Origin of the sequence: Prevotella sp. 885 (genome assembly GCF_002265625.1) — a bacterium.
Classification (GTDB): domain Bacteria; phylum Bacteroidota; class Bacteroidia; order Bacteroidales; family Bacteroidaceae; genus Prevotella.
The window spans coordinates 12,988-39,666 of record NZ_NOVE01000013.1 but is presented as its reverse complement, the minus strand read 5'-3'; the positions used below and the strand labels follow the sequence as shown (position 1 = coordinate 39,666).

Here is a 26,679-nt window from a genome sequence, read left to right as displayed (position 1 = left end):
CTTGAGTCTGGCCCTTATGTCGTCGCTGACGGCAAGCGGGTTTGCCGCCGTGCCGTCGGCTGCGGCTCCACAGACAACGAGTCAGAAAACGTTCGCCACGGGCGACAAGACCTTCCTGCTTAACGGCAAGTCGTTCGTGGTGAAGGCGGCAGAGATACATTATCCGCGCATCCCGCGCCAGTATTGGGAGCATCGCATCAAGATGTGCAAGGCGCTCGGCATGAACACCATCTGCATCTACATATTCTGGAACATCCACGAACAGCGCGAAGGCGTCTTCGACTTCTCCGGTCAGAACGACGTGGCAGAGTTCTGCCGCCTTGCCAAGAAGAACGGCATGTACGTCATCGTGCGCCCCGGTCCATACGTTTGTGCGGAGTGGGAGATGGGCGGTCTGCCTTGGTGGCTGCTCAAGAAGAAGGACATCCGTCTGCGCGAGCAGGATCCTTACTTCATGTCCTGCGTCGACCGCTTCGAGAAGAAGGTGGCAGAGCAGCTGGCTCCGCTTACCATCCAGCGTGGCGGACCTATCATCATGGTGCAGGTGGAGAACGAGTATGGCAGCTACGGCGAGGACAAGGCTTACGTCTCTGACATCCGCGACACGCTCCGCAAGTACTGGGACACGTCCGACGCCAAGACCACGCTCTTCCAGTGCGACTGGAACTCCAACTTCGAGAAGAACGGACTGGACGACCTTACCTGGACGATGAACTTCGGAACAGGAGCCAACATCGACGACCAGTTCCGCCGTCTGCGCGAGCTTCGTCCCAACGCTCCGCTCATGTGCTCCGAGTTCTGGAGCGGATGGTTCGACAAGTGGGGGGCACGTCACGAGACGCGTCCTGCCAAGGACATGGTGGACGGCATTGACGAGATGCTCTCAAAGGGCATTTCCTTCTCGCTCTACATGACTCACGGCGGCACGTCGTTCGGCCATTGGGCTGGTGCCAACTCGCCCGGATTCGCCCCCGACGTAACGTCTTACGACTATGACGCGCCCATCAATGAGTATGGCGCTCCGACGGAGAAGTACTGGCTCTTGCGCAAGACTCTCCAGAAATATGCTGACGGCAAGCTGCCCGCCGTTCCCGGTAAGGCGGCTGGCATCATCTGCATCCCGAAGATGACGCTTAAGAACGTGGCTCCCATCTATATGGGTGTGGACAGCACGGCAGAGAGTCGTGACGTCCAGACCTTCGAAGAGATGAACATGGGCTACGGTTCGATGATATACAACACGGAGTTGCCCGAAATCTCAGAAGGCTCGATGCTCCACATTGACGGTCACGACTTCGTACAGGTGTTCGTCGGTGGCAAGTATGTCGGCAAGATAGACCGTGTGAAGAACGAGCGTTCGCTGCCTCTGCCAGCCACCAAGAAGGGCAACGTGCTGACGCTGCTCGTTGAGGGAATGGGCAGAATAAATTTCGGTCGTGCCATCAAGGACTTCAAGGGACTGGTGGGCGACGTGACGCTCACGGCTGACGTTGACGGCGACGAGCTTACATGGAACCTCAAGGACTGGCGCATGCGCCGCATCGCTGACGACTATCAGACAGCCCGCCGCGCCATGACCACTCCGCGCAACGACGTGGCTCTCGCCTCGAATACGCCGTCCGCGATAGGCTATTACAAGGCTACGTTCAAGTTGAAGAAGACGGGCGACACGTTCCTCAACATGGAGACATGGGGCAAGGGACAGGTGTATGTCAACGGACATGCGCTCGGTCGTTTCTGGAGCATCGGTCCGCAGCAGACGCTCTATTGTCCTGGCTGCTGGCTGAAGAAGGGCGAAAACGAGATTGTGGTGCTCGACGTTGTGGGTCCGAAGCTGCCCGTGGTCTGGGGACAGAACAAGCCCGAGCTTGACAAGCTGCAGCTCGAGAAGTCGGCCAAGCACAACAACATCGGCGACAAGCCCGACCTCAACTCAGCCACTCCCATTGCCAAGGGCGAGACGAAGCCGGGCAACGGATGGCAGACCATCGGCTTCAGCAATGCAGCCACCGGTCGCTACGTAGCCATAGAATGTCCTTCCACACATGACGGCAAGCCCGTAGCCATAGCCGAACTTTACCTTCAGAGTGCCGACGGCAAGCGTCTCTCACGTGACGGATGGGACGTCAAGTACGCCGACTCTGAGAACCTGCAAGGCAATCACACCGGCGACAAGGCGTTCGACCTCCAGGAGTCGACTTACTGGCAGACGGAGCGCGAAGCCGCCTCTCCCCATCTCCTCGTCATCGACATGGGCACGGAGCAGACCGTAAAGGCTCTGGAATATCTGCCGCGCATGGAGCAGGGTGCTCCCGGCAGCGTGAAGGAGTATAAGGTTTATGTGTATTAAACATCGTTGAGACTGTCTGCCTTATCGGACAGCTATGCTGCCCGACACAATATTTGCATTTCTAATGCTCAATACTCCTCGTTCAGCGCACAAAGAAATCTCTGATGCGAAATTTTTGAGTTTTGAGCGTGCAGCGACATTGTGCTGATAAACAGCAGATTATGCTGCTAAGAAGAAAAGTGTGCAATGGATGACGGAGCCAAACAAGCATCTTTGGGTTGCAATAGCGCCACTTTTACACTCCAATAGTGGCACTATTGCAATACAAAAGCGCCTCTTTTACACACCAATAGTGGCACTATTGCAATACAAAAGAGGCTGTTTTGATAAATCTGGGTGTCACAAACGCAACAAAACCCCACAAAAACAGCCAAACAAATCTCTAAAACCGATTTTTATTTTGTAACATGTTTTTACTCTTTGTGTGATATTTGCATGACGGACACGAAGGCATGTTATATAGACATTGGTAAGGTTTTACCCCATTTCTTTGCTTCTCTGACTTTTTATTTGTAACTTCACGGCAAAATAAAGCATGTAGGATTATGGCAAGACTTGTAAATTTTTATCCCGTTGGTATTCAGACCTTCGAGAATATTCGCGAAGGCAATTATCTCTATGTAGATAAGACCAAGTATGTCATTGACTTCAGGCAGAAGAAGATGAAGTATATTTTTCTGAGTCGTCCCAGACGATTCGGCAAGTCTCTTTTTGCCTCCACACTTCATGCTTACTTTGCCGGAAAGAAAGAACTCTTCGAGGGTTTGGCTATAGCCGATTATGAGAAAGAATGGGTGAAGTATCCTGTGCTCCATTTCGATATGAGCGGAGCAAAGCATATGGATAAGTATCATCAGGAAAGATATCTTTCTGACGTGCTTGACGACCAGGAGGCTGTGTTCGGATATAAGAGCGAAAAGGTGGACCCGAACATTCGTTTGAAGGATCTTGTGAAGAAAGCCAATGAGCAGACAGGACAGAAGGTGGTCATCATCATTGATGAGTATGATGCTCCGTTGCTGGATGTGGTGCATGAGAAAGAAAACTTACAGCCACTTCGCCAGATGATGCAGAACTTCTTTAGCCCAGTGAAATTGCTCGATCCATATCTGGAGTTTGTCTTTATAACAGGCATAACCAAGTTCTCACAACTCAGCATCTTCAGCGAACTGAACAACCTTGACAACATCAGCATGTACGACCAGTATTCTGCCATCTGTGGCATCAGCCTTACAGAGCTGACCACAACGATGCGTCCTGATGTGGAGGCTCTTGGCGAGTCTCTTGGTATGACATACGAGCAGTGTGTGGAAGAGTTGCGCAGATATTATGACGGTTATCATTTCAGTGAACATTCTGAGGATGTCTTCAATCCGTTCAGCCTGATAAAGGCATTGAACAATCAGAAGATAGCTCCTTACTGGTTCGGTTCGGGCACTCCAAGCTATCTGGTAAAGGCTCTTCAGAAATATCATGTGGGTGTGATGGATATTGAGAAAGACAGCTGTGACGTGGACGACTTCGACGTTTCGCCTGAGCAGATGACTTCTGCACTTCCCTTATTGTATCAGAGCGGTTATCTGACCATAAAGAAGTTTAATCCCATTCTCCATCGCTACACCTTAGGATATCCAAATAAGGAGGTGAAGATTGGGATGCTGAAGAGTCTTGCGCCTAACTATTTGTCGCCCATATCGTACGATAACAGTAGCGTAGTTGGAGATTTTTTGGAGAAGCTTTATGAAGGTGATATGGAAGGAGCGATGCTAAGGTTGCAGGCTTATCTTGCCAGCATATCCAACCGTCTGAGCAATAAGAACGAGCGCGACTTCCAGACCGTCTTCTATCTGATATTCAATCTGATGGGTGCTTATATGCGTGTGGAGGAAGACAGCGCTGTAGGAAGAGCTGACGCCGTACTGTATATGCCCGATGCCGTGTATGTGTTCGAACTGAAATATGACGGTTCGGCAGAGGATGCCCTAAGACAAATAGACGATAAGGGCTATCTCATCCCTTATTCTGCTGAAGGCAAGCGTCTGGTGAAGGTTGGAGTGAATTATGACAGCAAGCGCCGGACCATAGGAGAATGGAAGATTGCGGAGGCTTGACAGGGAAATGTATTATACTTGGTGTGGCGAAGGTCTTCAGGCCTCCGCCACTTTTTTATTCACCACTTTATTATTCACATACGATGCTTCCGCCCATTGGCTGCATCGTTATCTTCATCTTTCCGTCCTTGCCTACCTTTGTCTTCTTAACGGCAGACTTGGGCCAGAAGCTCTTCTTGTCGGCGGTCTCGTAATAGTATGACACCTCGGAGCCGGCGAGCATCGGCAATGAGAGATTGAGGGAGAGGGGCTTGTTGGTGCCGTTGAGGGCAGCCACGTACCACTTGTCGGCGTGACGGCGTGCCAGAACGACGTACTTGCCGGGATAGCCGTCTATGAAGCGGGTCTCGTCCCACTGCGTCGGAACGTCACGGAGGAAGCTTATCTCGTGCTGAGGCAGTTCTGAAAGGTTGTTCGGATACATGGCGATGCACTGGATGCTTGCCTGATTGACGATGGCGGCAGCCATCTCGAATACGTCTGACGTGTAACGGTGGTGACGGCTCTTGTTGTCGCGCGACATGTAGCGGTTCATGATGGTGCCACCCCAGTCCATTGCTGCTACGGTGTTGCGGCAGAACGGGTGCATGGTCAGCTCGAAGCCTTCCTGCTTGGCGTGATGCTCCTGGAAGAATGTGTTCTCAGACGCAAGCACAGCCTCGCTCGACACGTAGTTGGGGAACATGCGCTCCCAGCCTCTTGGCAGCGTACAGCCGTGGAAGATAACCTGGATGCCGTAGTCGTTGGCGTCGCTGAGGATGTCCTCGTAAAGCTGCATGACGTGCTGCTTGTCGCCTCCGAAGAAGTCCACCTTGATGCCCTTAACGCCGATAGACTTCATCCACTTCATCTCCTTCTTGCGTGCGATGACCGTGTTCATGCAGTTGCGCGGAGTCTGCGGAGCCTCGTTGGCTGTGCCGTTGCTGTTATACCAAAGCATGCAAAATTACATAGAATATACCTTTCGTATAGGGACAAATCGTGATATAATGGGTAGATGTTGTTATTATTACACTTATTTCACGGTTTATCCCCTTTTTTCTCTCAAATAGTCCACCCTTACGAGGGGTATTTTCTGTAATTTTGCCGCATAATAAATAATAACTAAGCGATAAACCTACTAATTAAACCTATTTCAAAGCAATGCAAAAAGTAACGAAACTTCTTTTGGTCTTGCTCATGCTGCCCTTGGCTTTCGCCTCGGCAGCAAGCAATAAAAAGGTAAGCGAGAAGCGCATGGCGGCTTACCTTATGGTGTTCCATCGTGACGACACGCATAGCCTGTATATGGCATTGAGTCGTGATGGATACCATTTCACGGCGCTCAACAATGCCCGTCCCGTCATTAGCGGCGACACCATTGCCGAGCAGCGTGGCGTCCGCGACCCCCATATCTATCGCGGACCCGACGGCGCATTCTATCTTGTAGCCACAGACCTTCACATTTACGCCCAGCGAGAGGGCAAGCGTGAGACTGAATGGGAGCGCGACGGCGAGGCATACGGTTGGGGAAACAACCGTGGACTGGTGCTGATGAAGTCGCATGACCTCATTCATTGGACCCACACCGTGGTCAATATCAACGAAATGTCGCCCGAACTGGCAGACATTGGTTGCGCCTGGGCTCCCGAAACCATCTACGACGAGAAGACCGGACGACTGATGATCTACTTCACGATGCGCCACAAGAACGGCCCTAACAAGCTCTATTACGTCTATGCCAACAACGACTTCAATCGCATAGAGACCACTCCTAAACTCCTTTTTGAATATCCCGACACGAAGATTACTGCCATTGACGGCGACATCTGCTACGCACAGGGCAAGTATCATCTCTTCTATGTGGCGCACGACGGCACGCCCGGCATCAAGCAAGCCACATCTGAAAGCATCAACAGTGGCTGGCAATACCTGCCCGCATGGTGCGATCCTGAGCCTACGGCATGCGAAGCTCCGACCGTATGGAAGCGCATTGGCGAGGAGAAGTGGGTGCTCATGTACGACCATTACGGACAGGAGATTCACAACTTCGGCTTCGTAGAGACCTCGGACTTCAAGACTTTCCGTCCGCTCGGTCACTTCAATGAAGGCACAATGTTCGCCACCAACTTCGACCAGCCCAAGCACGGAGCTGTGGTGCACATAACTGAGAAGGAAGCTAAAAGACTTTTGAATTATGAATTTTGACAAATAAAAACAAAAGATATATGAAGAATATTTTTATTTCCGTTCTTCTCACGCTCGCTCTCTGCCCGTCGCAGATGAAGGCGCAGCAGAACCCCATTCTCCCCGGCTTTCATGCCGACCCGGAGATAACGTACAGCAATCAGACACACCGCTATTATATCTATTCCACCACCGACGGCACACCCGGTTGGGGCGGTTACACTTACCAGTGCTTCTCGTCTGCCGACCTCAAGGAGTGGCGTGACGAGGGCGAGGTGCTCAATGCCAAGAACGGTCAGATAGCCTGGGCGGACGGCAATCTGTGGGCGCCAGCCGTACAGGAAGTGAAGGTGGGCAAGGGAAAATACGAGTATTATCTCTATTACAGCGTCAACCCCAAGGCTGGCGGCGGCAAGCAGATAGGCGTGGCAGTCAGCGACAGTCCCACAGGTCCGTTCGTTGACCACGGCACACCTATTGTCTCAAAGGCTCCCGAAGGTTGCCGCGGACAGCAGATAGACGTGGACGTATTCATCGACCCGCGCTCGAAGAAGCCTTATCTGTATTGGGGCAACGGCTATATGGTTGGCGCCGAACTCCAGAAAGACATGACCACCATCAAGCCGCAGACACTGAAGGTGCTCACTCCCGAGGGCGGCACGCTGCAGGACTATGCCTATCGCGAGGCACCGTACGTCTTTTATCGTAACGGCATCTATTACTTTATGTGGTCCGTTGACGACACCGGCTCTGCCAATTACCATGTGGCTTACGGCACGTCAAAGTCGCCGCTCGGTCCCATCACCGTGGCAAAGGAGCCTATTGTCATCCAGCAGGATCCTGCGCACGCCATCTACGGCACGGCTCACAATTCCGTGATAAACATTCCTGGCACGGACGAATGGTATATTGTCTATCATCGCATCAACAAATACTTCATCAAGGCTGACGAGCAGCCAGGTGTTCACCGCGAGGTCTGCATAGACCGCATGGAGTTTAACGCCGACGGAACCATCAAGCCCGTTACTCCGACCAACGCCGTGACCAACAAGGACGGTTCCATAGACCTCATCACCGACGGCAATCCGCTCTTCCGCCATGTCCACACAGCCGATGCTGCAGCCTACGTGGAGGGCGACACGCTCTGGCTCTTTGCAGGACATGACGAGGACGACGCTCCGAACAACGAGTATAAGATGAAGGACTGGCTGACATTCTCCACCACCGACCTCAAGCATTGGCACCAGCATCCCGTTGGTCTGGACATCTCTGCCTTCAAGTGGGCGGACAGCAAGCAGGCTTTCGCCGGACACGTGGCAAAGCGTAACGGCAAGTATTACTGGTACGTATCCACCAACTGGTGTGGCATCGGCGTGGCAGTAAGCGACAATATTACGGGTCCGTACAAGGACGCCATCGGCAAGCCGCTGCTCACCAACAAGGACTGTCGCGGCTCAAAGCACAGTTGGGCATGCATCGATCCTGCTATCTTCATCGATGACGACAACACACCTTATATTATATGGGGCAACCGCCAGTGTTACATCGCCCGTCTGAAGGACAACATGACGGAGATAGACGGCGAGATACATCAGCTTGACCTCGGCAACGATTTCCCCTTCACCGAGGCACCGTGGGTGCACAAGCGTGAAGGCAAGTACTATCTCACATACGCCGTAAGCTGGCCGGAGCGCATGGGTTATGCCATGAGCGACAACATCATGGGACCGTGGCGTCCGATGGGACTCATCGACGGAGTCTCTGGCAACAGCAACACCACGCACCCGTCCATCGTGAAGTTCAAGGACCAGTGGCTCTACTTCACGCATGACGGCACGCTGCACGACGGTCACTCATACAAGCGCAGCGTCGTGATGAAGAAGCTGGAGTATAACGCCGACGGCACAATAAAGCCCATAGACAGCACGCCAAGCATCGTGAGGAAATAATAAATACTAAATATCAAATAATAAATAATGAAGCACTTCATTCTTTCAGCAGCATTGCTGGTGGCTACATCAGCATCGGTGTCAGCCAAGAGCAATGCTCCTAAGGTGATGGCAAACGGCTATCCCTACACACAGGTGCCGTTCACAAGTGTGAAGATGGCACAGAACTCGTTCTGGGGCGCACGCCTTAAGGCTGCACGCGAAGTGACCGTACCCCTTGCTTTCTCGAAGTGTGAGAGCGAACACCGCTATAAGAACTTCGACATGGCTGCTTACACGCTCAAGCATCCGGGCCATGCAGGACTGCAGACACCGGAATGGGACGTGGCTAAGTTTATGGGATTCTCGTTTGACGACACCGACGTGTATAAGACCATCGAGGGTGCCAGCTACATTCTTCAGACTTATCCCGACAAGAAGCTCAAGGCTTACATTGACAGCGTGCTCAACGTCGTTGGAGCTGCGCAGGAGCCGGACGGCTATCTCTACACCGCTCGCACCATCAATCCCGAGCATCCTCACGGATGGTCGGGCAAGAAGCGTTGGGAGAAAGAGGAAGACCTCAGCCACGAGCTTTACAATCTCGGTCACATGGTGGACGCTGCCTGCGCACATTATCAGGCTACGGGCAGCCACAAGTTCCTTGACATCGCTCGCCGTTATGCCGACTGCGTATGCCGTGAGGTTGGTTCAGGCTCAGGTCAGGCAACTGTAGTGCCGGGCCATCAGATAGCAGAGATGGCACTCGCACGCCTCTACACTCTCACCGGTGAGAAGCGTTATCTGGACGAGGCTAAGTATCTGCTCGACTTCCGTGGCAAGACACACATCCGTCAGGAATACTCGCAGAGCCACAAGCCCATCCTTGAGCAGGACGAGGCTGTGGGCCATGCCGTCCGTGCAGGATATATGTATGCCGGCATTGCCGACATCGCTGCTCTCACACAGGACTCGGCTTACATCAAGGTGATTGACCGCATCTGGCAGAACATCATCGGCAAGAAGGTTTATCTGACCGGTGGAGTGGGGGCACGCCATGAGGGTGAGGCGTTCGGCAAGAACTATGAGCTTCCCAACATGACCGCCTATAACGAGACCTGCGCTGCCATCTCCATGGTTTATCTGTATGAGCGCATGTTCCTCCTCCACGGCGAGAGTAAGTATATCGACTGTCTGGAGCGTACGCTGTATAATGGTGTAATCTCAGGTATGAGTATGGACGGCGGTCGCTTCTTCTATCCTAATCCGCTTTCGAGCGACGGCAAGTATGCCTTCAACGCCGACAACAACACCACGCGCCAGCCTTGGTTCGGTTGCGCCTGCTGCCCCAGCAATCTCAGCCGCTTCATCCCTTCAGTACCGGGCTATCTGTACGGCGTGAAGGACAACAATATATACGTGAACCTCTTCGCTGCCAACACATCCACCATTCAGGTAGGCGGCAAGGACATAGTGCTGGAAGAGACCACACAGTATCCTTGGGATGGCGACATCCAGATTCGCGTGGTGAAGTCTGCTGCAAAGAACGCCAACATGCTGGTGCGCATCCCGGGATGGGTGCAGAACCAGGTATTGCCGAGCGACCTTTATAAGTACAGCGACAACGAGCGTCTCGCTTACACCGTAATGGTTAACGGCAAGAAGGTGGAGGCTGACCTCGCTGCCAACAAGGGTTACCTGCCGGTGAAGAACATCAAGAAGGGCGACGTCGTCCGCATCCACTTAGACATGCCCGTCCGCACCGTTGTTGCCAATCAGAACGTAAAGGACGACGAGGGACGCGTGGCTGTGGAGCGCGGTCCGATAGTCTACTGTGCTGAGACTGCCGACAATCAGGGCGAGCCGGTTCTTCGTGCCGTTATGAACAAGCAGCCGAAGTTCACAGTAGTAAATGACTATAAGGTGGAGAACACCGAGACAGCCGGTGCTCCCTCATTCGCTGTAAAGGCCATCACCACAGATGCGCAGATGCTTGAGGAGAACGCTGACGGTGTGGCTGTGAAGCAGCAGAAGCTGACGCTCATCCCTTACTACGCCTGGAACCATCGTGGTGCAGGCGAGATGAACGTATGGTTCGTTCAGTCGCTCAAGATGCTCGATAAGTAAGATTTTAGATATGCAAATATCGTACAAACAAGTAAAAACCTGTTACAAAATAAAAATCTGTTTTAGAGATTTGTTTTGCTGTTTTTGTGGGGTTTTGTTGCGTTTGTGACACCCAGATTTATCAAAACAGCCTCTTTTGCACTCCAATAGTGCCACTATTGGTGTGTAAAAGAGGCGCTTTTGTATTGCAATAGTGCCACTATTGCAACCCAAAGATGTATGTTTGCTCCATCTTTAAGTCACTTTTGTTTTTTGTTATAACGTATCTATCTGTTCTTGTGCAAGTCCGGTATAACGCATAACCTTCTCTACAGATTCACCGTCTTCCAACATCATTTTGGCAGTTTGTATTTTTTGTTGGTCAGCGCCCTCGGCTCTACCTTCGGCTCTACCTTCAGCTCTACCCTCGGCTCTACCCTCGGCTCTACCCTCAGCTCTACCCTCAGCTCTACCTTCTTGCAGTCCGTCATCATATCCAGTCATGATGACGCTGCGCTGATAGCGTAAGTTCTCCATGTGTCTTACATAGTCGTTACGTTCTGCAACGGACAGTTTGTCAACATTAAGACAGTCTCTTGCGACTGCCAGTCCTGGGGCCTTGGGCTCATCCGTTATTTCTCCCGTCTTAAGGAAGGCTATCCATTCGTCAAGGTTGTTGACTGCCAGCTTGTCGAAATTGTCTACACAAAGCAGGTAATACTCGGGAAAGATGTCGCCAGCCTCACGCTTCGTTCTCTCTCCCTTCTTGATGTCATCTCCGAAGAACACTTCGCTCTGACGGTTGGAGAGGCGCAGTATGTCGTGCGGCTCATGCAGTCCGCTGAATACGGTCTTGCCATGATAGACATAATCTTTAGCCTGACCGAGTGAGAAGTAAACGATGTTTATGGAGTATACTTTCCTTACCTTGTCGTAGTCATCGCCAAGGTTGATATAGTCAGTTATCACTTTAGACACACCATAGAGGATGCGATGGAAGTAAGTCAACTCTCGTGTGTTCTGTATCTCAAAGATGGTCAACTCTCCCTTCTCGTTTTCGGCAAGAATGTCCACGCGGTTGAACTTATCGTTCTCAGACTGTTGGTTTGTCTCGCTTTCCAGAAAACGCTTGATGGTGAATTTCTCGTTCAGAAGAGAATACATCAATCCTTCCAACACGGCGTGGTTGGCCTTGTTGCGAAGCAGGCGTTTCATAGCCCAGTCGAATCGTATGTAATTTGCCATATATATTATAATGTAATTGAAAAGATATGATTACTATTGCAAACTTATAACTTTATATCCAATGTTGCAAGTGATTTGAAAGAAAAAACGATTCTTTTTCGGTCATGGATGTACATAAATCGTTCATAAAGATATAAAAAAATAACAATTATCATATTTTACTCTTTTGTGAACGATTTGTGTACTTGAGGTTTGGGACTTTTGTCTAACTTTGCAGCAGAGAAAACGATGAATCAGCTTCAAAGATTCTTTAGGTAAGAAAAAAGAGTTGTAATAGGCGTATTAGAGAATAGTTAGTTTGTATTTAAGATAATTTGATTGTTTTAAGTTATAGTAGTTAGTAATTTTGGTTTAATAGTTAGTTTAAATGGTTCAGTAGTTAGTTTTAGGTATAAGGTAAGTTTTAGATTTGTTGAAAAAAGGGTATGTCGTGACGACACACCCTTTTTTATATATAAGCACACAGTCTTATACCCACGTAACCTTAAATGTTGTTCCCTTCTCTATGTCTGACGTTACGCTGATGCTGGCGCCGAGACTTTCCAGAATGCTATTGGTTATGCCTTGCTGTGCGGCATGCCTATCTGTCTCACGCGGTTCTCAAAGTCAGCTCGGTCGCACACGGCTCCGTTCTTGACGTTGGCTCTGTAATTATATATGGTGTTGACGCTGTAATGCAGAAATTCCGCTATCTTGCTGCTGTCAGTTATGCCGAGACGTATGAGTGCGAATATGCGAATGGCTGTATTGAGCGACTTGTTGTCGGGAGGCAAGATGTGGCTTTCGGGGTTGAGCAATGCATTAAAGTCGTCCACAAACGTCGGGAACAGTTGCAGGAAAGCGGTGTCGAAGGTGGCGTACAGCTCGTCAGTCTCCTTGCTGGTGAACTCGGCGGAGCGTGTCAGCTCAGCCAGTTCGGTGTATTGTCTGTTCTTTACGCGCTTTATGACCTTCTTGCGAATGTCTTCCAGCTTGTCAATGTAGACAGAGCACAGTCTGAGGAAGCGTCCCACATACATGTCCTTCACGCTGTTGGCTTCAGAGAGTTGGGAGTTAAGTATGGTGAGCTGCGAATTGAGCGATGAGAGCTGTGAGTTGAGCGACGAGAGCTGCGCGTTGGAATCCTGCAACTGCGCGTTCGACTTTGCCAGCTGGTCACGCGTCACGGCGAGCTGGTTGCGTTTCCGATAGACGTATGCAAGGACGGCGAGAAGCATCAATGAAAGGATGCTTATGGCTATGACTGTGAAGCGCAGCGAACGACCTGACTTTTCCTCCTTGGCCTTATATTCCTTTGCTATGCGTGTTAGCAGTGGCGATATGTGGGACAAACGCTGGCGTGAACCGAACCGGTCGGCACAGTCAGAGGTGAAGCAGATGTAGCGGTAAGAACGATCGACGTCGCCGTTTGCCATCAGCAGGTTTGCCATCTCCCACATCGAACCTTGGTCCATTACGGCGTTCCTTATGTCCGCCAATACCGATTCGCCCAGACTGTACATCATCTGTATGGAGTCGCCCAATGCCTTATAGTCAAGATAACGATAGAAGGATATGAGGGCATATTCCGGGGAACCTGGCTTTACGTTATGCAGCCATTCGTTGTTGATGGCGAGTGCCTGACGATAGTCTTTCCTGCCTTGTGCCAACATCTCGCGGCACTGATTGTAGTATTTATGACCGACGGGCAGATACTTCTGTGCCAATAAGAAGTAGTTGGCGGAAGTTTCGGCGTATTGTCTGCGCATATTCTCGAACTTGCCGTAGTAAGCCAGCTCGCCTGAAATATGACCGGATGCGTAATAGTAGAGTCCGAGATCGATGCCGTGGAGCTTCTCTGGATTGATGGTTTTCAGAATTGCTTCTGACTCTACGTACATTCCTGCGTTGGAACAGCACAGCGCAGTAAGCGACAGGCATCCTCCCGCTTTCGAGTCATCACCCATTTGTAGGGCTATATCAGAGCATCGTTCAAGGTAATAAATGGCAGAATCGTTGACGAAAGGAAGGTATTCGGCATAGAGCTGATATGTCAGTTCATACTTGGCGGATAAGGTTTCTGCCTGATCTGCCCGGCTTTTAAGGTACGCAATACGTTCCTTCTTCTTCTGCACGTACTGGTCGGAAGCTGATATGGCCTCGTCTATGCATTGCAGGATGGAGTCAATGGAGGCGGCTGTGGGATGTACGGCAGACACGGCTGTGGACATGCCGAACCATAGCAAGATTATCATTATGGCTATGCGGGGGCGTAATATATGGGTAAGTGTGATATTGTTTGGCTTTGATGGTTTCATTCGTTCTTAGGATTAGGAACGTAAAATTACAAAAATAAAAAGACATAGCTTTGATTTTTGCAATAAAAAAGCTCCGAAACCATTAAGATTTCGGAGCTTTCATAAAGAATTGTTTTTTATTCCACAGTAAGTTTTGCCGTCTTTACGTCGCGGCTGTTGGAACCTACCATTATGGTGAATTCGCCTGGTTCTACCACCTGCTTTAGTTCAGAGTTGTAGAATTCGAGTTGCTTGCGTGTGATATCGAAGGTCACGGTCTTGGCTTCGCCGCTCTTCAGATGGATGCGCTGGAAGCCTTTCAGTTCCTTGACGGGGCGGGCAATGCTTGCACTGACGTCATGGATGTAGAGCTGAACAATCTCGTCGCCGTCGCGTTCTCCAGTGTTCTTTACGGTGAGCGAAGCCTTAACGGTGCCGTCTGCGTTCATAGAGGGAGCACTGAGAGTAAGGTCGCCATACTCGTACGTGGTGTAAGACAGTCCGTATCCGAAGGGATAGAGAGCGTCGTTGCGCACGTCCATGTAATTGCTCTGATACTTGAAGAAGCGGTCTGTGCCCTCGGGAACAGGACGTCCCGTGTTCATGTGGTTGTAATAGAGAGGCAGCTGACCCACGTTCTGCGGGAAACTGTTGACCGTCTTGCCCGTCGGAACCTTGTCGCCGAAGAGCACATCACAGACAGCATCGCCAGTTTCTGAACCTGCAAACCATACGTTCATGATGGCATTCACGTTCTCTGACTCCCATTTCAGGACGGTTGCCCTGCCTGAGAAGTTGAGCAGCACGACCGGTTTGCCCGTCTTTACCAGTTCTTTCAGGAGCATCATCTGTGCGTCTGGCAGTTCCAGATTGGTGCGAGAGGCGCACTCGCCACTCATTTCTGCCATCTCGCCGAGACATGCCACCACTACGTCCGCCTTGCGTGCCACGTCAAGAGCTTCCTGCATCATACGCTTCTGGTCGCCACGTTCTATAGGTCGACCGAACTCAATCTCCTTCTGCTGTTTCTCGTCCAGATAGATATTGGAACCTTGGGCGTAGAGAACGGTGGCTTTGCCGTCAAGATAACGGGTCATTGCCTCGCGCAGAGTGGAATACTTCTCTGGCTTGTCGCCAGTTGACCATGAACCGGGAAGGTTGTTACGGGTGTCGGCAAGCGGACCTACGAGAGCCACGGTGCCCTGCTTCTTAAGTGGCAACAGGCTGTTCTGATTCTTTAGAAGTACGAATGTCTCGGCAGCCATGTCGCGCGCAACGCTACGGTTGGCGGCGGTGTAAAGCTCTGTCTTCTCACGCTTGGCGTCGCAGAAGCGGTACGGATCGGCAAAGAGTCCGAGCTTGTATTTCGCCTCAAGCACGCGGCGGCAAGCCTGATCGATGTCGCTCATCTTCACTGTGCCTTTCTCAAGGCAGGTCTTAAGGTTACGTACAAATGCTTCCGAACACATGTCCATATCGGTGCCAGCCTTCAGAGCCTGTGCTGTGTTGGAGAGCGGATTGCCTATGCCGTGCATCATCATCTCATTGATTGACCCATAGTCGGTGACTACGAATCCATCGAACTTCCATTCATTGCGCAGAACATCGTCAATAAGCCACTTGTTGGCTGTGGCAGGAACGCCGTCAACGATGTTGAACGAGGTCATGAACGAACCGGCTCCTGCCTCGGCAGCTGCCTTGTAAGGAGCAAAATACTGATTATACATGCGTACGTGGCTCATGTCCACGGTGTTGTAGTCGCGTCCTGACTCGGAGGCGCCGTACAGAGCGTAGTGCTTGACGCAAGCCATTGCGTTATGGTCAGAGTAGTCGCCCTGATAGCCGCGAATCATTGCGGCGCCCACTTGCGAGGTCAGGTAAGGGTCTTCGCCCGCACCTTCAGCCACTCGTCCCCAACGCGGATCGACGGCAACGTCCACCATAGGACTGTACACCCAGTTGATGCCCGAGGCTGTGGCTTCGGCTGCTGCCACTTGTGCGGCACGCTCAATCATCGCCAAATCCCACGAACAGGCTTGAGCCAACGGCAATGGGAATACGGTCTGATAGCCATGAATGACGTCCTGTCCGAAGATAAGAGGGATGCCGAGACGTGTCTTCTTAACAGCTATCTCCTGCAGATTCTTTATCTTCTCAACGCCCTTGACGTTAAGGATGGCACCCAATTCGCCCGCTCCCACCTTTTCTGCAAGCGGCGAATTCATTACGGCGCCCGTGGTAAGGTCGCCTCCGGGGAGCAGATTCAGCTGACCGATCTTCTCCTCCAGGGTCATCTTCTGCATCAGTTCGGTAACGAACTCATTCATTGGAGGCAGCTGCTTCTTCTTTCCTGCAAAGATGGTTGCAGGAGAGAGGAGAAACAGGGCTGCCAATGCAATATTGGTTTTCTTCATTCTTTCGTTTTATTTTCTATTTCTTTTGAAACACTCTCACGTAGTCAACCTCCATTGTGGCGGGAAGGCAACTCTCATCCAAGCCTTGCTGTCCGCCCCAAGCACCGCCCCAAGCGAGATTGAGGATTGGATAGAAGGCTGCGTCAAACGGCCATGCGTCCTTGCCGGTTCCGTCGTTTTTGTAGGTGAGGAGCTTTTCGCCGTCAACGTAGAACGTCATGTAGTCTTTGGTCCATTCCATTGCGTACTTGTGGAATTCGCTTTGTGCGGTGGAGACCTTCTTGCGTGCCGACTCGATGGCAGTGCCGCCGTTGTTGTATTTGTTGCAATGGATGGTTGACACGACGACGTTGGCATCGTAGCCAACTTCCTCCATAATGTCTATCTCGCCGTCGCCGGGCCACGTCTTGAAGTTGACGGGCATCATCCAGAAAGCGGGCCATGTGCCCTTGCCCTTAGGCAACTTGATGCTTGCTTCGATGTAGCCATACTGCCATCCAGTGGTCTGACGGGCGTAGAGTCGGGCACTCTTGATGGTGCCGCCGTCATTGATGAGGTTTATCTTAAGCGTGCCGTTGTTGACCTGCGCCACCTTGTCGTCCTGCACATAGTTCTGCAATTCGTTGTTCACCCATCCTGCGGGTTTCACCTCCCATGTCCAGTCGCTGCCTACCTTCGAGCCGCTGAACTCATCGTTCCATACCAGCTCGTAGCCGCTCAACGGGCACTTGATGTCTTCCTGCAGTCCGGCAGACTGCACAACGCTGATGCTGTCGCGTGAGCCTCCCGACCAAATCACAACCTTACCGGTTCGTTCAGCTCCCGTGTTTGGTTCGGCTGTGATGGTGAGTGTGGCTGTCTTATTGGTGCTGTTGGTGGGCGAAACTGTCAGCCAAGCATCGTTGGTGTATGCAGAGAACTCATGATCGCTTGATACTTCAACGCTGATACTGCCTCCGTTATTGCCCATCGACACAGATTTTTGTGTTATCGTGATGTTCTGTTGCGGAGCGTATGTTATGTCGGTCTCGTTGCTGCACGCCATCAGACTGATGGCGGCAGCGAAGAGAGATGTCAGAATCATAGTCTTCTTCATAATTGTATTGCGTTTTTATTTTGCTGTCTTCTGTAATATGATATTGTAGATGTCGATCTTCTCATCGGCAGGACAACCACCGAAGTCGAACACAAGCTTAAGGGCGTCTGCCTTGCCTTTTCCCATTTTCACGGCAGGGATCTTCACCTGATACTCTGTGCCAGCCTTGAGGTCGTAGCGGTTGGCAAAGAAGAAGTTGTCGTCGCTGGCCGTGTCGGTGAGTTTTACTGTCACGCCATTGATGTCCTTCTTTGCGAGGAACTTGCAAGAGAAGTCGTACTCGGTGTCTGCCTCGGCAGGGATGCCGGTCACTACATGCACCTGAGCCTGCCACTGGTCGCTTGTTGCCTCAGGCAGAACCACGGTGTACTTGCCGTTGTTGACAGAGAAGTCGGGATCGGCAATCTGGTTCCATTCCGGAGCATAGAAGAATGTGGTGGTGAATCCTTCGTTGCCCTTATCGTCTACGTATGTCTTCCACAGGTTCGACTCGCTGTCATACGTATACACTGTCTTGTCTTCATCCTCTGCCGGTGCCTCAATGCCATCGCAGCCATGCTCCTGCAGGTCAATGTCGCGTACGGTTATCTTTGTGTTCTCAGCATTTCCACCGAAGTCGAACACGAGATTTATCTTGTCCATGTCTATGCCAGCCATATTGCTCTTATAGAATATGTATTCCTGACCAGCCTTGAGCTGAATGTTCTCCATGAAGTAGTAAGTATTGTCATCGCCTTCCTTGGTAAGCTTGACAGTAACATTGTTGTGGTCGGTGGAAGAGAGCAGCTTGGCAGAGAAGTCGTACGAATTGTCTGCGTTGGTAGCCATATCAGTGTGGAAGTGCACCTGTGCCTGCCACTGGTCTGTAGTGGCGGTGGGCAGCTCTATGACATACTTGTTGCCGTCGGCAGTAAGCGTAGGATCAGCTATCTGCGCCCAACCTGGAGCATAGTAGAACGTATTGCTGTACTGGCATGACTTCCATAGGTTGCAGTCGCTTGCAGCGTTGAATCCCTGGAATCCTTCGTCAGCATTGGTCAGAATGTAATGCCATGCTATTTCGCCGTTGTCCCAGACGAGCGTCATTGTGCTGCCCACAAGACTCTCGATGCGCAGTTTCAGCTCACCGTTGAATGCGCCGTCTGCTGGAATGTAAGGGAAATAAGTGCCGGCAGGCATTGTCATATAGATGTCCTCGCCCTCTGTGGAGAGCTTGAACGAACTCTTCTTCTTGCCGTCAACAGTAACCATGAAGTCTTCTGACTTCGGTCCGCCGAGCACGCTACAATCCTTGTTGACGTATACTGTTCCGCCGTCGCCCGGATCGTATGTGTATGAATAGTCGGTGCCAAAGCTGATGCGGTCATCGTAAACGCCGAAACCTGCCTTGTCGTTAGGCTTTGCTGACCACCATTCTGTGCCGTCCGTACCTGAAGGACCGCAACCCATGTGGGCTGCTTCGGTAGAGGCAATGCGCCATTCCTTGCCGCAAAGCATGGCAAGCAGCTCGTCGTAGTTGGTTAGTGAGTTGGCAATGTGGAATGTTGTCTCGCCCATACCCTGCGACAGACCGTTATGGTTGCCAACGCGATAACAAATCTTATAGTCGCCGGCATTGCTCCAGATCTTCTGCAGAGGGTTGAGAGTGGAGTATACAGGATTCTTTGTCACTTCCTTGCCGTCCACCGGAATGTACCACATCGGATAGATGCCGTCGCCTTCGAGATTGAAGGTTACGGTGTTGGTGGCTTCGTCTACGGTTGCTGTCACTTTAGCGTTTTCGGCTACGGGCAGACCTGCTTCCGACACGCCGTCGAAATCCTCGGGGCTGCAAGCCGCCAAGGAAAGGGCGGCAAGAGCCAGAGTGTATATCTTGTTGAGTTTCATAGTCTCGTTGTTTTTTTAGATTTTAATAATTGTTCTGCTTTAGTGTTCCGTGTGCGGCGTCAATCTCGCTCAGCGGTATTGGCAGATACTTCTTGCTCTCGCTCCATGTGTTTGTGCGGTAACCGTAAGCATCAGGAGTAAGTGTAGAGGCAGCCTTGCCGGTGCGTACAAGATCCCAATAACGCTTGCCTTCGCCCACAAACTCAAGATGACGCTCGTCGATGATGTTGTCAATGGTGGCTGCACGGTTGTCGGTCAGTCCTGCACGGTGATGAACACGATTGAGATATTCCTGTGCCTTGGTCTGGTCGCCGTTGGTACGTACGAGCAATTCTGCTGCATTGAGCAGTGTCTCAGCAAAGCGATAGATGCGCAGGTTGTTGTTGAAGTTGAGGTCGCCGTCAGCCTTCTGGTCCTTGTTGTTCTCCGTGTAAGGCAGATACTTCTTAAGCCACAGTCCGGTGTCCTGATAACGCTTCGTGTAAGAAGCCTTGCGGGCATCATATACTGTTGCGTCGCGACGGCTGTCGCCTTCGGCAAACATATTGTAAGTTTCCTCGCGAACGGGTTCGAATCCCCATCCGTTGTCCACTCCGTCCTCTGGCACACCGCCAGCCGGACCGATAAGGCGCGGATAGATGGTTCCGCCTGCATTGACCACGCCGTCGCCCCATGCACGCACAGCATTGTCGTCCTTATAGCAAATCTCGAAAATGCTCTCCTTTGTCCATTCGCCGCTTTCGAGGAAGATGCCTGCATAATCAGGGTTGAGGTCGTAGTTGTCGGTGTCGCTGATTATCTGCTGCATGAACGAGAGAGCCTTCTGATAACGTGCCTCATCGTTCTGATACATCACCATTTCGGCGTAAATCATGTATGCGGCAGCCTGACTCATGCGTCCGATGTTGTCGTCGTCCCACTTCATAGGCAGGGCGTTGAGGCTGATGGCTGACTCAAGGTCGCTGATCACTGCTTCGTAAACCTCATCTGCCTGCTTCTGTTCGGCAATGTAAGGAGCCTTGAGGTTCTCCATATAGAAAGGTATGTTGCCATAGAACTTCCACAGCTGCATATAATAGAACGCTCTAAGCGTGCGTGCCTCTGCCGAAAGAGTGTTGTATTGTGCGTCAGTGAGGCTCTGCTTTGAGTTGTCTATGTAGCGAAGCACGTCATTGGCATTGCGCACTCCCTTGAAGCTCTGGTCCCAGATGCCGGAAAGAGCGTCGGAAGAATTCTGCGTCGACTCGAAGTTGAACATCTTGTGCAGGTGCTGGTTGTCGCTGATGCCCGAACCGCCGGGCCACACATCATCGCCCATAACGTCAGAGCAGAGTGTGAGCGGAGCATACTGGCTGTTGTTCCAGTCGTACTGGCGCATAGGATTGTATGTGGCAGCCATAGCCTCGATGATATGGTCGTATGAACTGAAGTATTCGTCGACGGTGGCCTTGTCGGGAGGTGTGACCTCAAGGAAACTGTCCGAGCAGCTTGTAAGTGCGAGCGGCGTAGCGAGTGCTGCGACGATTATATATTTGTTTATTGATTTCATAACGGTTTCTGTTTTTTTAGATTTAACGTATTTGCGTACATCTGTATTTCTCTTAGAATCCGACGTTCACGCCTACAGTGAATGTGCGGCTCTGCGGATAGACACCATAGTCGACGCCAAGTGAGGTGCCGCCTGACGATATCTCAGGATCATATCCCGCATACTTGGTGAAGGTAAGGAGATTCTCTGCAGCTACGTACACGCGGAGATTGTTGACGTAGAAGCGCTGTGTGATGTTCTTCGGCAGCGTATAGCCGAGCTGAATGTTCTTCAGACGCATATACGAACCGTCCGTGACGTAGAGGTCTGAGCTCTGCCAGTTGGTGCCGTCACCTACGACGAAGCGCGGATACTTGTTGCTTGTGCCAGGACCTGTCCAGCGGTTGAGCATGTATGACGGCAGGTTGGCGGGACGAACGTCTGTGCGTCGTGTGGCGTCATAGATGTCGTTGCCGATGGTTCCCTGAATCATAAACATGAAGTCGAATCCCTTGTACTCCGCTCCGAAGGTGAATCCGTATGTCCAGTCAGGCATACCCTTACCGATCTTTGTGCGGTCAGCAGCGTCAATGGTTCCGTTCTTGTCTACGTCCACGAAGCGCACGTCGCCGGGCTTGGCGTTAGGTTGCAGCATGTCGCCCTTGTCGTTGACGTATGCCTTCACCTCGTCCATAGTCTGGAAGATGCCGTTGGTCTTGTATCCATAGAAGTATGGGAACGGCTCACCGTTGGTGGCACGTGTGATGGTGCCGGTGTTCTGCATATTGTCAAGCTCGAGGTATCCTGATGTGTTGCCGAGATTGGTCAGTGTGTTCTTCAGATAAGAAGCGTTGCCCTTTACGTGGAACTTTGCTTTGCCGACGTACCACTTATATCCGATTTCCATTTCCACGCCCTTGTTCTCCATGTCGCCGACGTTGCCGAGCGGTGCTTCCGAGCCTACATAGTTAGGGATGGGCATAGAGATGATCATGCCGCTGGTCTTCTTCTTGAACCAGTCTACAGAGAATGTGAGGGCATTGTCGAAGAATCCGAGGTCGAGTCCGAGGTCGGTCTGGATGCTCTCCTCCCACTTCAGGTCGGGATTGGAAAGAGCGCCAGCCTGAACGCCGTTCACTACGTTCTCGCCGCGTCCCCATACTGTATTATAAGGTGAGGCTGTCCATGCGGCGTATGTGAAGTCGCCGATGTTGTCGTTACCGTTCTTACCCCAGCTTCCGCGCACCTTCAATGCAGAAAGCCACTTTGGAGCCTTGAAGTAAGGCTCGTTTATGACGTTCCATCCGAGCGAGAATGAGGGGAATGTGGCGTAGCGGTTGTTGGCGCCGAAGCGTGACGAACCGTCGCGACGTACCGTCACCTGAGCCATATAGCGCTCACCGTAGTTATAACTTGCGCGGAAGAAGTAAGAGCTGAGCGTGTGCTTATAGGCAGGACCACCGCTTGCCGACATCTCGCCACGGCTTTGGTCTGCGTTGGTATTGTTCATGTAGGGCTTGTTGATGTCCTTGAGGTTCTGCAGCGAACCGTAGAGATTCATGCCCGTATTCTGCATGGCGCTCTGTCCGAGCACTGCGTTAACGGAGTGCTTTCCGAACTGGCGGTCCCATGTTAGCACATTCTCTATCTGCCATACCGTGCCGCGATTGCTCGACTGGTGAGCGTTGGTGATGGTGGCGCGGTTGTTGCCAGAGAGATAATAGAGCGGTGTATATCCGTCTGCACCCCAGAACGAAAGGTCTGCACCATAGCTGATGCGGTATTTCAGTCCGTAGCCGATATTGAGGTCGCCGGAGAAGTTGGCCACGAACTTATGGCTCCAGTTCTTGTCGCCTGGCAATGACAGCATGGCGAGCGGGTTGTTCATTTCCTGATAAGAGCTGCCCGGAATGCTGAACATGCGTCCCTGCTTGTCGTAAAGCATATACTGCTTGCCGTAGAGAGCTGCCTGTGCGTCTGCCTCCGCTCCGCTGACAGTGGGGGAGAGGATGGGCGATAGATAGAGAGCCGAGCCAAGCGGCGAGCCCCACTGCGAGTTGGCATCGATTGACTTGCTGTTGACGCGGGCGTAAGAAAGATTGACGCCTACGGTGAGCTTGTTGAACAGCGAGCGTTCCTTTTGGTCGTCGAATACGGTGTACGTGGTGTTGCTGCGCATTGTCAGACGACGATAATTGGAGCGGTCATAATTGCCACCGACGATACCGTCCTGATGGAAATAGCCCAAAGAGAGGTAATAGTTGACGCGGTCTGATGCGCCGCTAAGGTTAACCTCATGGCTTGTCACACCTGCATTGTCATTGAATATCTCGTCCTGCCAGTCTGTTCCCTTGCCGTAGCTGTAAGGATCGTTGTAGATGGGGGCCTGTCCTGCGTTCACCAGACCTTCGTTCATCATCACCGCATACTCAGTGGCGTTGAGCACATCGCGATGTTTCCACGGGTTCTGCCATCCGTAAGAGAAGTTATAGTTGACGCGCATCTTGCCCTTCTCGCCTCCCTTTGTGGTGACGAGGATAACGCCGTTGGCGGCACGCGTACCGTAGATGGCGCCCGAAGCTGCATCCTTGAGCACCTCGATGGACTGGATGTCGCTCGGGTTAAGATAGTCGATGCCGCCTTCGATGGGCATTCCGTCCACGATGTAGAGCGGGTTTGAGTCGTTGATGGTGCCGATACCGCGGATGCGCACCTGCGAAGCGGCGCCCGGCTGACCGGAAGCCGACGTTACGGTTACGCCTGACGCCAGACCTTTAAGGGCATTGTCCACACGTACGGGGGCTGTGCCAGCCAAGTCGTCGGCGCTTACCTTTGCGATGGAAGCCGTAACGACGCTCTTCTTCTGCACGCCGTAACCTACTACCACGACGTCGTTAAGCGTCTGGCGGTCTTCGTTGAGCATGAGCTGCATGTTGTCGGCAGCCTTTGTCTCCAGCGGGCTGAATCCGATGTAATTGATGACAAGTGTCTGTCCGGGAGCTGCTGATATGGAGAAACGGCCGTCTATGTCAGTTATGGCATTTTCTTTCGAGCCTTTCACATTAACTGTTGCTCCGATGATGGGTTCGCCGTTGGCGTCCACCACCGTTCCTGCGAACTTATGGTTCTGGGCATAGAGCGATGAGGACAGCGTCATGGCGATGGCTGTAAGTAATAACTTGGATTTGCTCATAAACTTAGATTTTTATATATATTATTAGGTTTTTATTCTTGCGGTTAGCGTTTTTATTTGAGTGTGAAGCGTGTCTTCAGCGTGACATTGTCCGAGGCGTTGCCTATGAGAGCCTCAAATAAGCCGTTCTCCGACTTCCATGAGCTTGAGGTTTCGTCGTAGAAGGCGAGGGCTGTATTGTCGATGGTGATGTCCACGTCCTGCTGTTCGCCGGGATTGAGCCATACCTTCTTGAATCCTTTGAGCTCCTTTACGGGACGGTCCACCGATGCTTTCACGTCCTTTACGTAGAGCTGTACGGTCTCTGCGCCACGCTTCGTGCCGGTGTTCTTGACGGTTACGGTGAATGTCAGCTTGCTGTCGCGTGTCATCTCTTTGGCAGACTGGCGCAGGTCGCTGATGCTGAAAGAGGTGTAACTTAGTCCGTGTCCGAAAGCAAATGTCGGCTTTATGCGGTTCTTCTCTGTCCAGCGATAACCCACGTATATGCCTTCCTTATATTCTTCGTCGATGATACGGTCTGCTCCTGCTGCCTTGTCATCGGTGTTGCGCCATGTGCCGGGATAAGTTTTCAGGGCGTGTGCGCCGCAGTCGTTGAGGCTTCCGTACCATGTAAAGGGCAGCTTGCCGCTCGGATTGGCGTCGCCTGTCAGCACATCGGCGATGGCGTTGCCTGCTTCCGAACCTATAAACCAACTCTGTACGATGGCAGGAACCTTGTTTTTCCAAGGCATTGCCACAGCGTTGCCCGACACGTTTACGTAGATAAGGCGGTCCGTAACCTTTGCGAGAGCCTCGATGAGGCGGTTCTGGTCGTACGGCAGTTCATACTGCTTGCGGTCGTGTCCTTCGCAGTCCTGATAGTCCGACTTGTTCAGTCCGCCCACCATAATGACATAGTCGGCGTTTTTGGCCTTCTCCACAGCCTCTGCAATGAGCTGGTCAGCGGAGCGGTTGTCCTTCAGATTCTGACCTGTCTCCACTCCATTATATTCGCCCGTCACGTCACCCACGTAGCCTCGGGCATAATCAATCTCTGCCGAACTTCCGAGTTTGGCTCTCAGTCCGTCAATGGGAAGCGTCTCACGCTGCACCTTCAACGACGACGAACCGCCGCCGACGGTCATCATCTTGATGGCGTTTTCGCCTACAACGAGTATGCGCTTCGCCTTGTTGCGGTCGATGGGCAGCACGTTGTTGCGGTTCTGGAGGAGCACGATGCCCTCGTCTGCTATCTTACGGGCCGCTTCGTAGTGCGATTCAGAGCAGAGGAAGCTGTGAGGACGCTGTCTGTTCATCGTCGTACGGAAGAAGAGGCGCAGCACACGGCGCACCTTGTCGTCAAGTTCCTTGGTGGTGTACTTGCCGCTCTTGATACCTTTAAGATATGGTGTGGCAAGATAATAGTTATCGTAAGCGTTGCTTGTGCCTGCTGACAGACCGTTGGTCCATGAGCCGAACTCCATGTCCAGTCCGTTCTTCACAGCCTGATCAGTATCGTGACATCCGCCCCAGTCGCTCACCACCACGCCGTCAAACGCCCAGTCGCCCTTCAGAATGCGGTTTAGCGTATACTGGTTGTGGCAGTTATGCTCGTTCTTGTAGAGGTTGTATGCGCCCATAATCGCCCAAGCCTTTCCTTGCTCTACGGCTGCCTTGAACGCCGGCAGATAAATCTCATGCAGAGCGCGGTCGCTGACTATGACGTTCACATTAAAGCGATATTCCTCGTCATTGTTAAGGCAGTAATGCTTGACGCATGACGAAACTCCCATCGACTGCATTCCCCGTATGTAAGGCACCACCATCGTGGAAGCCAGATAAGGGTCCTCGCCCATATACTCGAAGTTGCGTCCTCCGAGCGGAGTGCGATAGATGTTGACGCCCGGTCCGAGAATCATGTCCTTGCCGCGATAGAGAGCTTCCTCGCCGAGACTCTTGCCATAGAGTGCGGCAAGGTCAGGATTCCATGTGGCGGCAAGACACGTCAGCGCAGGAAACGCCACGCATGAGTCGTTGGTCTGTCCCGCCTGTTCCCACTCGTCCCACAGCACGTCGGGGCGTACACCGTGAGGACCGTCGTCAGTCCAGAAGTCGGGAAATCCCAAACGCGGTATTCCGGCAGACGAGAATTTGCTCTGCGCATGGATGACGCGAATCTTCTCCTGAAGAGTCATACGTGAGAGAGCATCGTCGATGCGTTGCTCTATGGGCTGTGTATCGTCCAGATAAACAGGTGTCTGCTGAGCATTGGCTGTCATAGCACACACCGCAATCAAGCAAGATGTTATGATATGTCTCATGATAATGTGTAAGTAATGGTTTTTAGTTGTTGACTGCAAATTTAGCATTCAGCTACTAAAAATAAAAGAGTGAGTG

12 protein-coding genes and 2 pseudogenes are annotated in these 26,679 nt (G+C 51.9%); 5 read left to right on the top strand and 9 right to left on the bottom strand.

The features are described 5' to 3' along the window. Positions 1–16 precede the first annotated feature (16 nt). Together CHL74_RS05975 and CHL74_RS05970 are read left to right on the top strand one after the other, a co-directional pair. A complete protein-coding gene (locus CHL74_RS05975; RefSeq protein WP_441339041.1) occupies positions 17–2,350 on the top strand; it encodes a beta-galactosidase in 2,334 nt (777 codons plus the stop codon). A gap of 545 nt (positions 2,351–2,895) precedes the next feature. Next, on the top strand, positions 2,896–4,461 hold the full coding sequence (locus CHL74_RS05970) for an ATP-binding protein (RefSeq protein ID WP_094880256.1): 1,566 nt from the start codon (positions 2,896–2,898) through the stop codon (positions 4,459–4,461). A gap of 70 nt (positions 4,462–4,531) precedes the next feature. Here the strand turns inward: CHL74_RS05970 and CHL74_RS05965 are convergent. After that, positions 4,532–5,401 (bottom strand): annotated as a pseudogene (locus tag CHL74_RS05965) (glycoside hydrolase family 97 catalytic domain-containing protein); the annotation flags it as partial. Between the two features lie 203 nt (positions 5,402–5,604). Between CHL74_RS05965 and CHL74_RS16565 the strand changes: the two are divergent. The 3 genes and pseudogenes from CHL74_RS16565 to CHL74_RS05950 all read left to right on the top strand — a co-directional run. Further along, positions 5,605–7,664 (top strand): annotated as a pseudogene (locus CHL74_RS16565) (family 43 glycosylhydrolase); the annotation flags it as partial. 3 nt (positions 7,665–7,667) lie between these two features. Then, entirely contained in the window at positions 7,668–8,576 is a 909-nt protein-coding gene (locus CHL74_RS16560; RefSeq protein ID WP_369597360.1) for a family 43 glycosylhydrolase, read from the top strand. A 27-nt stretch (positions 8,577–8,603) separates the two neighbouring features. After that, positions 8,604–10,682 carry a glycoside hydrolase family 127 protein gene (locus CHL74_RS05950; RefSeq protein WP_094880252.1) on the top strand — a complete coding sequence of 693 codons (2,079 nt, stop codon included), beginning with the start codon at positions 8,604–8,606 and terminating at the stop codon, positions 10,680–10,682. Positions 10,683–10,937: 255 nt separating this feature from the next. Here the strand turns inward: CHL74_RS05950 and CHL74_RS05945 are convergent, their stop codons facing one another. The 8 genes from CHL74_RS05945 to CHL74_RS05910 form a co-directional block, all read right to left on the bottom strand. After that, positions 10,938–11,906: an Rpn family recombination-promoting nuclease/putative transposase gene (locus CHL74_RS05945; protein WP_094880251.1), complete on the bottom strand. Its 969-nt coding sequence runs from the start codon at positions 11,904–11,906 to the stop codon at positions 10,938–10,940. Between the two features lie 557 nt (positions 11,907–12,463). Next, positions 12,464–14,140, bottom strand: a complete 1,677-nt coding sequence (locus tag CHL74_RS05940; RefSeq protein WP_254923233.1) for a DUF6377 domain-containing protein — start codon at positions 14,138–14,140, stop codon at positions 12,464–12,466. Between the two features lie 179 nt (positions 14,141–14,319). Next, a complete protein-coding gene (gene bglX / locus CHL74_RS05935; protein WP_094880250.1) occupies positions 14,320–16,596 on the bottom strand; it encodes a beta-glucosidase BglX in 2,277 nt (758 codons plus the stop codon). A gap of 16 nt (positions 16,597–16,612) precedes the next feature. Continuing rightward, positions 16,613–17,692 (bottom strand): family 16 glycosylhydrolase, encoded by a 1,080-nt coding sequence (locus CHL74_RS05930; protein ID WP_094880249.1) that lies wholly within the window; start codon positions 17,690–17,692, stop codon positions 16,613–16,615. A 15-nt stretch (positions 17,693–17,707) separates the two neighbouring features. After that, a complete protein-coding gene (locus tag CHL74_RS05925) occupies positions 17,708–19,579 on the bottom strand; it encodes a hypothetical protein (protein WP_094880248.1) in 1,872 nt (623 codons plus the stop codon). A 22-nt stretch (positions 19,580–19,601) separates the two neighbouring features. Next, positions 19,602–21,128 (bottom strand): RagB/SusD family nutrient uptake outer membrane protein, encoded by a 1,527-nt coding sequence (locus CHL74_RS05920; RefSeq protein WP_094880247.1) that lies wholly within the window; start codon positions 21,126–21,128, stop codon positions 19,602–19,604. Positions 21,129–21,180: 52 nt separating this feature from the next. Continuing rightward, positions 21,181–24,300, bottom strand: coding sequence for a SusC/RagA family TonB-linked outer membrane protein (locus CHL74_RS05915; RefSeq protein WP_094880246.1), 3,120 nt, complete (start codon positions 24,298–24,300; stop codon positions 21,181–21,183). 53 nt (positions 24,301–24,353) lie between these two features. Continuing rightward, positions 24,354–26,603, bottom strand: a complete 2,250-nt coding sequence (locus tag CHL74_RS05910; RefSeq protein ID WP_094880245.1) for a glycoside hydrolase family 3 C-terminal domain-containing protein — start codon at positions 26,601–26,603, stop codon at positions 24,354–24,356. Between the last annotated feature and the right edge of the window lie 76 nt (positions 26,604–26,679).